A 12,703-nucleotide genomic window follows, 5' to 3' on the forward strand; every position below is an offset into this window, starting at 1 on the left:
GTAGGGCAACGGCCCCCCGCCCGGAAGGGCGGGGGGCCGTCGGCCGGGTCCGGCGCGGTCAGCCGCGCTGGATGCCCGAGGTGTCGTTCAGGACGCCGCGGCGGCCGTCCTGGGTCTGGGCGATCAGAGTGGCCGCGCCACGCTGCTCGACGGCCAGGTACCAGGTGCCCGGGGCGAGTTCGGCGATCGGGGTCGGGGAGCCGTCCTCCGCGTAAAGGGGTCGGGCCACCGGCACCGCGAACCAGAACGGAGTGAAGTCGGCCGCAGGCGCCGGAGCCGGGGTGTGGTGGGCGTCCTGCGGACCGGGACCGGGACCCGGGGTCGGGGTCGGGGTCGGGTTCTGCGTGCCGCCGTACGGCGGGGCCGGCTGCGGGGTGGAGCCGTACGGGGTCTGCTGCCCGCCCGGGTAGCCGTACCCGGCACCCGGCTGGGGCTGGCCCGGCTGGCCGCCGTACGGCGCGACGGCCGCCGGCTTCGGGTCCGGAACCAGCTGGCCGGCCAGCGCCGGGACCTTCGCGCTGAACAGGGCCACGCCGGCCAGGGCCAGCGTGGCGATGAAGGCGAGGATGGAGCCCGCGCCCAGGTCGAGCAGCGACGGGCAGGTGATCAGCGCCCACAGCGCCGACCAGGCCGCCGCGACGGCGAGCACGGTGCCCCACGCGGCCAGCGGCAGGCCGAGCACCTTGCGGGTCTCGGGCTGGAAGCGCGCCGCGATCAGCAGGCCGGCGGCGATGAAGCCGACCAGGAAGACGCTGGGGAGCACCAGGTGGTAGGAGTCGGTGTCCCATGCACTCGGCAGGTCGCTATTGGTGGCGGAGTAGAAATCGAGGAACGAGGCGATGAACAGCAGCGCCGCTGCTCCGATCACCACGCCGTCGCCTCGAGTGAGGGAGCGGATGTTCACGTCTCAGGTGTCCTTCTCGGTCTCGGTCGTCTCGTGGTGCCGCGGTCGCAGATGATGCCTGCAGCGGGGCGGGCGGCACCATGGTACGGAGGTTTCCGGCGGCCGAGATGATCGGGGCGGCGGGCAGTCCCGCCGGGAAGCCCCGTAGGACTCCCGAAGGGACTATCCGCCGAGGAAGCCGACGATGCCGTCCGAGATGCCCTGAGCCGCCTTCTGCCGCCACTCCGGACTCGTCAGCTGCGCCGCGTCCTTCGCGTCACGCATGTTGCCGCATTCGATGAACACCTTGGGCTGAGTTGACAGGTTCAGTCCGCCGAGATCGTCGCGGACGACCAAACCGGTACCGCTGCCGAGGTAGTTGGCGGGGGCGGAACCGGTGGTGCGGGCGAAGTTCCCGGCGATCCGCTCGCCGAGTTCCCGGGACGGTCCGACGATCTTCGCGGTGTCGGCGCCGCCGCCCTTGACCTTGGCCGGGAGGATGACGTGGAAGCCGCGGTTGCCCGCCGAGACCCCGTCGGCGTGGACGGAGACGACGGCGTCGGCCTTCGCCTCGTTGCCGATGCGGGCGCGCTCGGTGATGCAGGGGCCCCAGGGGCGGTCGGCCTGGTGGGTGAGGACCACCTTCGCGCCCTGGGCCTCCAGAGCGGTCCGCAGGCGGCGGGACACGTCGAGGGTGAAGTCCGCCTCCTTGTAGCCGGAGTTCGTGGTGGTGCCGGTGGTGTCGCACTCCTTGTGGCCCGTACCGATGTCGACCTGCTGGTCGATCTCCCCGGTGTGCTCGAAGTTGCCGGTGTTGTGACCGGGGTCGACGACCACGGTCTTGCCGGTGAGCGGGCCCTTCGCGGGTGCGGGCGCGGCGGCCGGGGTGCTCGTACCGGCGCTGGGGCTCGTACTCGCGCTCGCGCTCGGGGTGGATCCCGGCTTCGCGTCCCGCTGGCCCGGCGACAGCGCCGAGTGGGAGGCGGGCAGCGGCGCCGAGCGGGCCCCGTCCGAGCCCGAACCGGCGAAGGCCTGGGTCAGGACCCAGCCCGCCAGAGCGGCCGGGGCGAGCGCGGCAACCCCGACGACCAGCGTGGAGCGTCGGGTGAACCAGGGCCGGTCCGGGCTGACGGAGGAGCCGGACTCGGGGGGCGGGGGGCTGTCGTCATTGCGCACGCGGCGATGCTAGACCGCTGCGCGGTTGCCCGGCCGGACCCTGAGCCATCCGGGGGCGTGGTGTGATTGTCGGCCTGCCGCTTGTCGGCTCAGATGCCCGCGCCCGTACGCCGCAGCACGCGCAGCGAGTCCGTGACGGAGATCTCCTCGAAGGCGCCGGACGCGAGGGCGCGCAGGTAGATCCGGTACGGGGCCTGGCCGCCGTCGGCCGGGTCGGGGAAGACGTCGTGGATCACGAGCGTGCCACCCTCCGCCACGTGCGGGGCCCAGCCCTCGTAGTCGCCGGCGGCGTGCTCGTCGGTGTGGCCGCCGTCGATGAAGACGAAGCCGAGCTTGCCGCCCCAGGCCGCCGCGACCTGCGGGGAGCGGCCCACGATCGCGATCACGTGGTCCTCCAGCCCCGCCTTGTGGAGGGTCCGGCGGAAGGTCGGCAGGGTGTCCATCAGCCCGACCTCCGGGTCCACCACCGTCGGGTCGTGGTACTCCCAGCCCGGCTGCTGCTCCTCGCTGCCCCGGTGGTGGTCGACGGTGATCGCGGCCACGCCGGCCTCGCGGGCGGCGTCGGCGAGCAGGATGGTGGAGCGGCCGCAGTACGTGCCGACCTCCAGCAGCGGCAGCCCGAGCGCCCCGGCCGCGGTGGCCGCCTCGTACAGGGCGAGACCCTCGCGTACGGGCATGAACCCCTTGGCGGCCTCGAAGGCGGCGAGGGTCTCCGGCTTGGGGGTGGCCATGGTTCCTCCGGCGGTGATCGTGTGTGGCGGCCCATGGTGCCCTACCCGCTGGTAGGACGCTACGGCCGGGGTGCGCCCGTACGCCGCCACCCGCTCAGCGGCCGAACAGGCGGGACAGGGCGCCCGCCCCGCCGGCCCCCTCCGCGCGGCGCCGCTCCCGTACGACCCGGCGGAAGGCCGCCCGGGTGTCGGAGACCTCCTGGGCCAGCCATCCGGTGCCGGACAACAGCGGTAGCCGGTGCAGCAGCAGGTCCATGTGCGCCAGGGCGCTGACGGGATCGCCCGCCTCGCCGATGCTGCGGAGCACCCGGTAGGCCACCTCGGGATCGCCGTACTCGGCGAGTTCCGCGAGGTCCGGGAACAACCGCCAGTACAGGAGCGCGGCCCCGGCGAAGTCGCCGACCAGCCAGGCGTCGTGGGCCAGCCGGCGCCGCACGTCCAGCAGCAGCGGGCTGTCGGCCGTCAGGGCCCATTCGAGATCGGGCAGCAGCGGCCCCAGCCAGTGGCGTTCGCTCAGCGCGCGCTCGCGGGTCCGGGCGTCCCACTGGCCGTCGCGGTCCAGGGCGCCCCGGTGCATGGCCGAGGCCAGGTGGTACCGGGCGGTCAGCGTGACCACGGCGTGCGTGCCGAGCACCCGGGTGGCCTGTCCGATCAGCTCCCGCAGCTCCTCCTCGTGGCGGCGGCCGTCGCCGGGCCCGAAGGCCGCGGCCTCCCCGACCCAAACGGCGCGTCCGGTGATCGTGTCCGGGTGCTCCAGGCCCAGGACCCGCACCATGCGGGGCAGGATGCGCTCCAGGTCCAGCGTGGACTGCCGCCGGACACGCAGCGCGCGGTGGTAGGCGGCGCGCACGGTCAGCGCGTCCTGCGCTCCCAGCTCCTCGGTCAGGTCGGTGACGAGCACGGCGAGCCGTTCCACGGCGTCGGCCGGGGCGTCCTCCAGCAGCTGCGTCAGCCTGCGGTCCAGCATCGAGCGGACCGGGTCACCGGCCGTGGTGTGCACGGTGGGGGAGTACGAGGGCGGGGGCGGCCAGGACACCACGGCCGTGGCCACCACGGTCGGGGCGGAGGCCGGATCCGGATCCGTGTCCGTGTCCGTGTCCGGGACCGTGGCCGTGGCCGGAGCGGGCGGGTTGACCGCCTCCCCGCCCCGGGCGATCTCCGCCAGCCTGCGGGACACCTCGCCCGCGTCCGCGGGCCGCTCGCGCGGGTCCTTCGCGAGCAGGTCGAGCACGAGCGCGTCCAGCGCGGGCGGCAGCCCCGCGCGCAGCGAGCCGGGCGCGGGCGGGGTGGCCGTGAGGTGCTGGGCGAGGAGCTCGTGCATCTCGCGGGCGGCGAACGGCCGGGTACCGGTCAGCAGTTCCATGAGCACGCAGCCGAGGGCGTACAGGTCGGCCCGCCCGTCGACGGGCACTCCGTTGGCCCCGCCGGTCCAGCGCTCGGGCGCCATGTAGGGGAACGAGCCGATGATCATTCCGGTGCCGGTCAGCTCCGTACCGACTCCGCCCTGGGCCTTGGCGATGCCGAAGTCGAGCACCTTCACCCCCCGGGCCCCGGTGACCATCACGTTGGCGGGCTTGATGTCACGGTGGACGACCCCGCCGTCGTGCGCGGCCCCGAGGGCGGCCGCCACCTGTGCCACCCAGTCCAGGGCGTCCGCCAGCGGCGGCACGCCCTCGTCCAGGACCTGGGCGAGGCTGCGGCCCTGGAGCAGCTCCATCACGAGGAAGACGGCGCTGCGACCGGCCCGCTCGGTGCGGCCGAAGTCGTGGATGGTGGCGATGTTGGGGTGGGCGAGGTTCCCGGCGAGGCTGGCCTCGCGCTCGAAGCGGCGGGTCTCCTCGGGCGTCTGCGGGTATCCGATCTTCACGGCGACCTGGCGGCCCACCCGGCTGTCCTCGGCTCGCCACACCTCGCCGAAGCCGCCCCGGCCGAGCAACTCCTCCAGCGCATACCGGTCTTCGATCAGTTCCCGCACTTGCCAGGCCCCCGTCACCGCAAGATCAGTTCAGCAGGGCATTATCGCCGAGCGCGTGCGGGACGGCTGTCGACAACTCCTGTCCGACTGTGACCGGTTGCGCAAATCAGGCCATCGGAGCGCAGCGGGCTGATTACGCTCGGCTACAGGGCGAAACGAACGCCGAACAGCGTGAACTTGGGGGTGACCACCTCGTGGTCAAGATCCGCGAGCTCGATCCCAGCGCGTCGCCGCTGGACTACTACGGCTACGAACTGCGGCGGCTGCGGGAGCAGGCGGGCCTGAAGCAGGCGCAGTTGGGCGACATCATCTTCTGCACGGGCTCCCTGGTCGGCCAGGTCGAGACGACGAAGCGGGTGCCGACCCGGGACTTCTCGGAGCGGGTGGACGCGGCGCTCGACACCGGTGGGGTGTTCTCGCGGCTGGTGGGGCTGGTGCTGAGGTGCCAGCTGCCCACCTGGTTCCAGCCGTACGCGGAGATGGAGGCCCGGGCCTCGTACATCTCGACCTTCCAGGCGCAGCTGGTCTACGGGCTGCTGCAGACGCCCGCCTACGCGCGGGCCGTGCTCGGCGTGCGGACCGAGGGGGATCTGGACGGGAAGGTGGCCGCGCGAATGGAGCGGCAGCGGATCCTCGACCGCGAAGACCCGCCACTGATGTGGGTGGTGATGGGTGAAGGTGTGCTGCATCAGGAGATCGGCGGCCGCGAGGTCATGCGGAACCAGCTTACCCACTTGCTGGCCCTGCAGAGGCGGGAGTGGGTGAAGGTGCAGATCCTGCCGTTCGAGGCGGGCGCCCATGCCGGGGTGATGGGCTCATTCAATCTTCTGCGGTTCGAGGACGACCCCGACATCGTCTATACCGAGGACTTCGTGCAGGGCCATATGACGGCCAATCCGCCCGCTCTCAGGGAGGGTTCGCTCCGATACGATCATTTGCAGGCAGCCGCCCTGTCCGTGCAGGACTCGGCGGCACGGATTGCCCGCGTAATGGAGGAGCGTTATGGACACCATCCGGAACCTGACGGGCGCGCAGTGGCGTAAGTCCTCGTACAGCGGGGACACCGGCGGCGACTGCGTCGAGTGCGCGCCGCTCGGTGACACCGGCTGGCTCAAGGCCTCGTACAGCGGGGACACCGGTGGCAATTGCGTCGAGATCGCCGCTCAGTCCTGCCTGGTCGCCGTACGGGACTCCAAGATTCCCGAAGGTCCTGTATTCACCGTGCGACCCTCGGCGTTCGAGGCGTTCGTGAGGTCCGTCTCGGTATGATCCGCCCCCTGTCGAGGGGGAGGGAGTCGGGGGGATATGGAGCACGTGGGACCGGCAGGTCCGACGCGCGTGGGGCCGTTCGAGGTGGCTGGCGTGCTCGGGCAGGGCGGGATGGGGCGGGTGCTTCTGTGTGTGGGGCCCGACGGGCGGCTTGTCGCCGTCAAGCAGGTGCTCGCGCACTTCGCCGACGACGCCGGCTTCCGGGCCCGGTTCCGGCGTGAGGTCGCGGCCTCGCGCAAGGTCTCCGGTGCCTATACGGCGGCCGTGATGGACGCCGACCCGGACGCGCCGACGCCCTGGCTGGCCTCGGTGTTCGTGGCCGGGCCCTCGCTGGGTGCCGTGGTCAAGAAGGACGGGGTGCTGGACGGGGCCGTCGTGCACCGGCTCGCGGCGGGGCTGGCCTCGGCCCTCGCGGAGATCCACCGGGCCGGGCTGATCCACCGCGACCTCAAGCCCGACAACGTGCTCCTCACCGAGGACGGGGTGCGCGTCATCGACCTCGGGATCGCGCGGGCGACCGAGGCCGAGTCCGAGGGGGACACCGGGCTGACGCGCACCGGGTGGGTGATCGGTTCGCCCGCGTTCATGTCGCCCGAGCAGGCCGAGAGCAAGTCGCTGACGCCGGCGAGCGACGTGTTCTCGCTCGGTTCCGTGCTGGTCATGGCGGTCACCGGCACCAGCCCCTTCGCCGGGACCTCGACCCTCCGGACGCTCTACGACGTGGTGCACTCCACCCCCGATCTGAGCGCGGTGCCCGCCGGGCTGCGCGCGATCGTGGAGCGGTGCCTGGCCAAGGACCCGGCCGCCCGGCCGACCCCGGCGCAACTGCTCGAACTCCTCGGGCCGGTGGCTCCGGCGGGGCGGCAGTGGCCGCCCGGCGTGTACCGGATGCTCGCGGCGCAACGGGCGGACATCGACCGGCTGTTCGCCGGTCCGGCGGCGGACACGGTCGTGATGCCGCCGGAGCCGGAGCCGGAGCAGGTTTCGGATCTCCAGCCCGTCTCCGCCCCCGTGCCGGACGAGGCGGCGGTGGAGCGGGCGTCGGTGGAAGCGAAGGCCGCCCCGCCCGTCGTGCCTCCCCGGCCGACGGGCCCGCCGACCGAGCCGTCGGCCACGCCGCCGGGGCGGTCCCCGCGGATGCGGTCGCGGACCGTGGCCCTGGTGGCCGCCGGGGTGCTCCTGACGACGGGCCTCGGCGTGGGGGGCGTACGCCCTGGACCGGGCAGCGGGCGCCGATCCCGCCGCCTACGCCGACGTACCGGCCTGTCCGGAGGTCACCCAGAACATCCCGCTGGCGGGGCGGGAGTCCACGGAGGACTACCGCAGCGCGAGCACGACCCAGGCGCACACGATGTGTTCCTGGTACGAGTACGCGCCCACACAGAAGCGGATCGCGCTGGTCCGGTGGGACGTCAAGCGCGGCGGTGACGCCACGGCCAACGCGAGGGTCCAGCAGACCGGTTTCGCCGCGGACGCGGCGGAGGGGAGACGGGCGAACAACCTCGGTTTCGGCGACGGGGCGTACTGGGAGTCCGGGCACGCCGAGTGGTCCTGCGTGCTCTCCGTCCGGCACGGCAACCTGGTCGTCTGGGTCGGCCTCTCCCCTCCCCAGGGCTGCGAGGGCAAGGCCAAGGAGGTCGCCAAGGCCGCGCTGGCGGCGGTGCACGTCAGTCAGTGACCCCCGGCCCAGGGCCTGACCTGCGGCGTCGGCGGCTGCACGAGGAACACGTCATCCGGTCGTCCATCTGACCCCTCATCTGACCTTCCGTCAGATTGGAACGTGTTCTAGTCTGCCGCGCATGGGCATCGGAATCACGCAGGAGCAGCGCGAGTTGGCCGAGGCGGTGCGCGGCTGGGTCGCGCGGGCCGTGCCTCCCGAGGAGGTGCGCAAGCTGCTCGACACCCCGCCGCAGACCGGGGCGCGGCCCGCCTACTGGGACGCGCTGACCGCGCAGGGGCTGCTGGAGCCCCATCTGGACGGCGGGACCCTGCTCGACCTGGCCGTCGTCGTCGAGGAGGCGGCCCGGGGCGCGCTGCCCGGGGCGTACCTGCCGAGCGCGCTGGCCTCCGTACTGCTGGAGCGGGCCGGCGCCGAGCCCCTCTCCGGGCGGGTCGGCGCGGTCGCGCTGGGGCCGGGGACCCTGACCGCCGTGGCCGTCGAGGGCGGCGGGTACCTGCTCGACGGGCTCGCGCCGCCCGTGCTCGGCGCCCGTGAGGCCGACCTGGTGCTGCTGGCCGCCGAGGCCGCGCACGGCACCCGCTGGTTCGCCGTGGACGCCGCCGCGCTGGACATCCGTACGCACGAGAGCGCCGACCCGACTCGCCCCACCGCCGAGGTGCGGGCGCGCGGGGTCGCCACCGCCCCCGACCGGCTGCTGGAGCTGGACGCGGCCCTGGTCCGCGACCTGGCCTGCACGCTGTTCGCCGCCGACGCCTGCGGCATCGCGGCCTGGGCCCTGCACACGGCCGCCGAACACGCCAAGGTGCGCGAGCAGTTCGGCCGTCCCATCGGGCAGTTCCAGGGCGTCAAGCACCTCTGCGCCGACATGCTGGTCCGGCTGGAACAGGCCCGCGCCCTGGCCTGGGACGCCGCGCAGGCGATGGACGAGCCCGCCGAGGTGCGCTCGCTGGTGGCCGCCCTCGCCGCCGGCACCGCCCTGGACGCCGCCTACACCTGCGCCAAGGACTGCATCCAGATCCTCGGCGGGATCGGCTTCACCTGGGAGCACGACGCGCACATCCACCTGCGGCGGGCCCTGGTCGCCCGCCAGCTGCTGGGGCCCGGCGACGGACACCGGGTCCGGGCCGTGCGGTGCGCGGCGGGCGGTGCGCGGCGCGAGCTGCGCCTGGAACTCCCGGCGGAGGCCGAGGCGTACCGCGCGAAGGCCCGTACCGCCATCGCGGACGCGCGCGGGCTCGGCCCGGCGGCCGCCCGCCGGATCCTGGCCCCCACCGGCTACGCGGCCCCGTACCTGCCGCCCCCGTACGGGCTCGGCGCGGGGCCCGTCGAGCAGCTCGTCGTCCAGCAGGAGCTCGCCGCTGCCGGGGTGAGGCTCGCCGACCTCGGGATCGCCACCTGGGTAGTGCCCTCGCTGCTCGCCTACGGGACACAGGCGCAGCGGGAGGCCTACCTCCTGCCGACCCTGCGCGGGGACCTCACGTGGTGCCAGCTCTTCTCGGAGCCGGGCGCGGGCTCGGACCTGGCCTCGCTGCGGACCAGGGCCGAGCGGCGGGAGGACGGCTCCTGGAGGGTCAACGGACAGAAGGTGTGGACGAGTTCCGCGCACAGCGCCGACTTCGGGATCCTGCTGGCCCGCACCGACCCGGACGCGCCCAAGCACAAGGGGCTCGGCTACTTCGTCGTCGACATGAAGAACACCCCCGGCATCGACATCCGGCCGCTGAAGGAGATCACCGGCGAGGCCCTCTTCAACGAGGTGTACTTCGACGACGTGGAGCTCCCGGCGGACGCCCTGGTCGGCGCGGCCGACGGCGGCTGGAAGGTGGCCCGCAACACCCTCGGCAACGAACGCGTCCACATGGCCGACCAGATGACCTTCGACACCGGCCTGGAGGCGCTGCTCGCGCGCGCCGCCGACCTCGACGGCACGTACAGGGCGCGGATCGGCGCGCTCGCCGCCGAGGCGCACGCCCTGGCCTGCATCGGACTGCGCACCACGCTCCAGCAGGTGTCGGGGCTGGAGCCGGGCGCGGGCGCCTCCGTACGCAAGCTCGTCCAGACCCCGCACCAGCAGCGGACCGCCGAGCTCGCGCTCGAACTGCTGGGGCCGGCGGGCGCGGTGCGGGAAGGGGCGGGGGAGCGGGCGGTGCACGGGATGCTCATGTCCCGCTGCCTGACCATCGCCGGAGGCACCACACAGGTCCAGCTGAACGTCGTCGCCGAGCGGATTCTCGGCCTCCCGAGGGACTGAAGGGACACCAGGGACATGAAGTCGTACATCGTGGGCGTCGGCATGACGAAGTTCGAGAAGCCGGAGTCGCGGGACTGGCAGTACTGGGACATGGCGAAGGAGGCCGGGGCCGCGGCGCTCGCGGACGCGGGCGTGGACTACGGGCTGGTCGAGCAGGTGCCGGTGGGCTACTGCTTCCAGGCGTCCACGGCCGGGCAGCGGGCGGCGTACGAGCTGGGACTCTCCGGGGTGCCGGTCTACAACGTCAACAACAACTGCGCGACGGGGTCGACGGCGCTGATGATGGCGCGGCAGTTCGTGGAGGGCGGGATCAACGACTGCGTGCTGGCGCTGGGCTTCGAGAAGATGAAGCGCGGCGCGCTGGGCGGGGGCGCCGACGGTGGCGACTTCAAGACCTCGCCGGTCGCCCGGCACTACGGGATCATGGCCGCGGGCCACGGCTTCGAGATGTCCCCGCCGACGGCGCAGATCTTCGGGAACGCGGCGCGGGAGCACATGGAGCGGTACGGGACCACGGCCGCGCAGCTGGCGGCGGTGGGTGCGAAGAACCACCGGCACTCGGCGAACAACCCGAACGCGCAGTTCCAGGACGTCTACTCGGTGGAGGAGATCCTGGCGGCGAAGGAGATCCACGCGCCGCTGACGAAGCTCCAGTGCTCGCCGACCTCGGACGGTGCGGCGGCGGCGCTGGTGGTGTCGGAGCGGTTCGTGGTGCGGCACGGGCTGCACGACAAGGCGGTGGAGATCGTCGGCCAGGCGATGACGACGGACACCGAGGCCTCGTTCGCCTCGGGCTCGTGCATCGACGTGGTCGGCAAGCCGATGACGGCGGCGGCGGCGCGGCAGGCGTACGAGGCGTCGGGGCTCGGCATCGAGGACGTGGACGTGGTGGAGCTGCACGACTGCTTCTCGATCAACGAGCTGCTGACGTACGAGGCGCTGGGCATGTGCGGGGACGGCTCCGCCGGGAAGCTGGTGGAGTCGGGTGCGACGACGTACGGCGGGCGGTGGGTCGTGAACCCCTCCGGGGGGCTGATCTCGAAGGGGCATCCGCTCGGGGCGACGGGGTTGGCGCAGGCGGCGGAGCTGGTGTGGCAGTTGCGGGGCGAGGCCGGGGCGCGGCAGGTCCCGCAGGCCCGGGTGGGCCTGGCCCACAACATCGGGCTCGGCGGCGCGGCGGTGGTGACGCTGCTGCGGCGGGGATAGGAACGCGCTTTCGGCCATGGGCGCGGGGCGTTAGGCTCCGCCCCCGTGAGCGAGACACACGAGGCGTCCTTCCATGCCACCGGCAGCCTGACCAGGGACGAGTACGGCGAGGCCGTCCGGACGGCGGGGCTGTTCCGGGGCGGCCGGGCGGTGGCCGCCCTCGCTACGGTCCTCCTCGCCGCGGCCGGCGTGACGCTGTCCTCCGACGGCCTCACGGTGCGTCCCGCCGTTCTCGGGATCGCGGCGGCGTACGGCCTCCTCGTGCTGCTGGTCCTGCCCCGGTGGGCGGCGGCCCGGGGCTTTCGCACCGGCGGGGCCTGCGAGGAGAAGCGGGTCGTGGTGGACGGTACGGGCATCGAGGTGTTCCGCGGCGGGGAGCCGCAGCGGATCGTGTGGGACGAGGTGCGCTGGTACCACGAGACGCCCCGGCTGCACGTGTTCGTGGGCCGTTCGCGCCGCCGGAGGTGCCTCGTGGTGCTGCCCAAGCGGTTGTTCACCGCCCCGGGCGAGAGCGAGCTCCTCGCCGCCTTCGCGCACGCGCGCGCCGGCGACGGTTCGTAGCGCCCGGCCCCGGCGCCCCGCCCCGGCCTGCGCGTCCTCAGCGGGCGGCGGTCCGCAGTGCGCAGCTGCCGTCCTCGGTGCACTCCCGTTGCAGTCGGCCGCGGGAGAGCGTCTGGGCCAGGCCGATCGCCCAGCACATCGGGCAGCCGCGCAGGGCCAGGAGGCCGACCGGGGCGAGGGCCAGGGTGATCGGGCCGTAGAGCGGGAGCAGGGCGAAGGCGGCGGTCAGGCTGCCGAGGCCGATCGCCCCGCGGGCCAGGTGGCGGGGCAGGGAGGAGCTGGCGAAGTCGGGGCCGTCAGTGGTCTTCATCGTGGCCTCCGGGGGCGGTACGCAGGGTGTCCTGAAGGGTCGCGCGGGCCCGGTGCAGCCGCGATTTCATCGCGGCGGTGCCGATGCCGAGCGCGTCGGCGGCCATCCGCCCGCTGTAGCCCCGGATGTCCCGCATGATCAGCACGCGCCGCTGGTCCTCGGGGAGGGCGGCGATCGCCCGCGCCACCCGGGCCGCCTCCAGGCCTTGCAGGACCTCGTCCTCGGCCGACATCACCGCGGTGTCCGGCACAGGAGCGCGCTCGCGCGGCATCAACCGGGCGCGGCGCAGGCACTCGTTGCGGACGATGCGGAACATCCACGAGGCCAGGGCGCCGGAGGCGCGCAGCATCCCGATCTTCCGGTAGAGGATGATCAGCGCTTCCTGGGCCGCGTCCTCGGCGTCCTCGGGCGAGGCGCACAGCGAGTGCGCGAACCTCCGTACGTTCGGGTGCGAGCCGGAGACCAGCGCGGTCAGCGAATCGAGGTCCCCGCGCTGCGCGGCGAGGACCAGGGGCTCGGCGGGCCAGGTCGACTCAGCCACGGGAGCGGGCCCGTCGGCGCACCACGAGGACGGTGCAGGTGCAGAGCAGTAGCAGTGCGACGGCCCCGGCGACAACAGCGATCACGACAACCTCCAGGTCAGGTGCCGACCTTGGCGTC

Annotated in this window: 13 protein-coding genes; 7 read left to right on the top strand and 6 right to left on the bottom strand. The window is 73.5% G+C overall.

The window, feature by feature from the left end:
- Positions 1-58: 58 nt before the first annotated feature.
- The 4 genes from ACGFZK_RS18885 to ACGFZK_RS18900 form a co-directional block, all read right to left on the bottom strand.
- The gene (locus tag ACGFZK_RS18885; protein ID WP_393849989.1) at positions 59-904 is read right to left on the bottom strand and encodes a hypothetical protein; all 846 of its coding nucleotides are present in this window, start codon (positions 902-904) and stop codon (positions 59-61) included.
- A 162-nt stretch (positions 905-1,066) separates the two neighbouring features.
- The gene (locus ACGFZK_RS18890) at positions 1,067-2,059 is read right to left on the bottom strand and encodes an N-acetylmuramoyl-L-alanine amidase (RefSeq protein WP_393849990.1); all 993 of its coding nucleotides are present in this window, start codon (positions 2,057-2,059) and stop codon (positions 1,067-1,069) included.
- An 89-nt stretch (positions 2,060-2,148) separates the two neighbouring features.
- Complete coding sequence (locus ACGFZK_RS18895; RefSeq protein WP_393849991.1) at positions 2,149-2,790, bottom strand: class I SAM-dependent methyltransferase; 642 nt, start codon at positions 2,788-2,790, stop codon at positions 2,149-2,151.
- A gap of 94 nt (positions 2,791-2,884) precedes the next feature.
- Positions 2,885-4,765, bottom strand: a complete 1,881-nt coding sequence (locus ACGFZK_RS18900; protein ID WP_393849992.1) for a protein kinase — start codon at positions 4,763-4,765, stop codon at positions 2,885-2,887.
- Positions 4,766-4,959: 194 nt separating this feature from the next.
- Here ACGFZK_RS18900 and ACGFZK_RS18905 point away from each other — a divergent pair, with 194 nt between their 5' ends.
- The 7 genes from ACGFZK_RS18905 (at position 4,960) to ACGFZK_RS18935 (ending at position 11,733) form a co-directional block, all read left to right on the top strand.
- On the top strand, positions 4,960-5,808 hold the full coding sequence (locus ACGFZK_RS18905; RefSeq protein WP_393849993.1) for a helix-turn-helix transcriptional regulator: 849 nt from the start codon (positions 4,960-4,962) through the stop codon (positions 5,806-5,808).
- The gene (locus ACGFZK_RS18910; RefSeq protein ID WP_393849994.1) at positions 5,768-6,034 is read left to right on the top strand and encodes a DUF397 domain-containing protein; all 267 of its coding nucleotides are present in this window, start codon (positions 5,768-5,770) and stop codon (positions 6,032-6,034) included. Before ACGFZK_RS18905 ends, ACGFZK_RS18910 begins: the two co-directional genes overlap by 41 nt.
- 120 nt (positions 6,035-6,154) lie before the next feature.
- The gene (locus tag ACGFZK_RS18915; protein WP_393849995.1) at positions 6,155-7,462 is read left to right on the top strand and encodes a serine/threonine-protein kinase; all 1,308 of its coding nucleotides are present in this window, start codon (positions 6,155-6,157) and stop codon (positions 7,460-7,462) included.
- Positions 7,386-7,712, top strand: coding sequence for a hypothetical protein (locus ACGFZK_RS18920; RefSeq protein WP_393849996.1), 327 nt, complete (start codon positions 7,386-7,388; stop codon positions 7,710-7,712). Before ACGFZK_RS18915 ends, ACGFZK_RS18920 begins: the two co-directional genes overlap by 77 nt.
- Before the next feature lie 121 nt (positions 7,713-7,833).
- Positions 7,834-9,966 (top strand): acyl-CoA dehydrogenase, encoded by a 2,133-nt coding sequence (locus tag ACGFZK_RS18925; RefSeq protein WP_393849997.1) that lies wholly within the window; start codon positions 7,834-7,836, stop codon positions 9,964-9,966.
- 15 nt (positions 9,967-9,981) lie between these two features.
- Positions 9,982-11,172, top strand: a complete 1,191-nt coding sequence (locus ACGFZK_RS18930; RefSeq protein ID WP_393849998.1) for a beta-ketoacyl synthase N-terminal-like domain-containing protein — start codon at positions 9,982-9,984, stop codon at positions 11,170-11,172.
- Between the two features lie 45 nt (positions 11,173-11,217).
- Positions 11,218-11,733 (top strand): YcxB family protein, encoded by a 516-nt coding sequence (locus tag ACGFZK_RS18935; protein ID WP_393849999.1) that lies wholly within the window; start codon positions 11,218-11,220, stop codon positions 11,731-11,733.
- Between the two features lie 37 nt (positions 11,734-11,770).
- Here the strand turns inward: ACGFZK_RS18935 and ACGFZK_RS18940 are convergent, their stop codons facing one another.
- Together ACGFZK_RS18940 and ACGFZK_RS18945 are read right to left on the bottom strand one after the other, a co-directional pair.
- Positions 11,771-12,043 (bottom strand): hypothetical protein, encoded by a 273-nt coding sequence (locus ACGFZK_RS18940; RefSeq protein ID WP_393850000.1) that lies wholly within the window; start codon positions 12,041-12,043, stop codon positions 11,771-11,773.
- Positions 12,030-12,584: an RNA polymerase sigma factor gene (locus ACGFZK_RS18945; protein WP_393850001.1), complete on the bottom strand. Its 555-nt coding sequence runs from the start codon at positions 12,582-12,584 to the stop codon at positions 12,030-12,032. Before ACGFZK_RS18945 ends, ACGFZK_RS18940 begins: the two co-directional genes overlap by 14 nt.
- Positions 12,585-12,703: the final 119 nt, after the last annotated feature.

Origin of the sequence: Streptomyces sp. NPDC048257, assembly GCF_043201855.1 — a bacterium.
Lineage (GTDB): Bacteria > Actinomycetota > Actinomycetes > Streptomycetales > Streptomycetaceae > Streptomyces.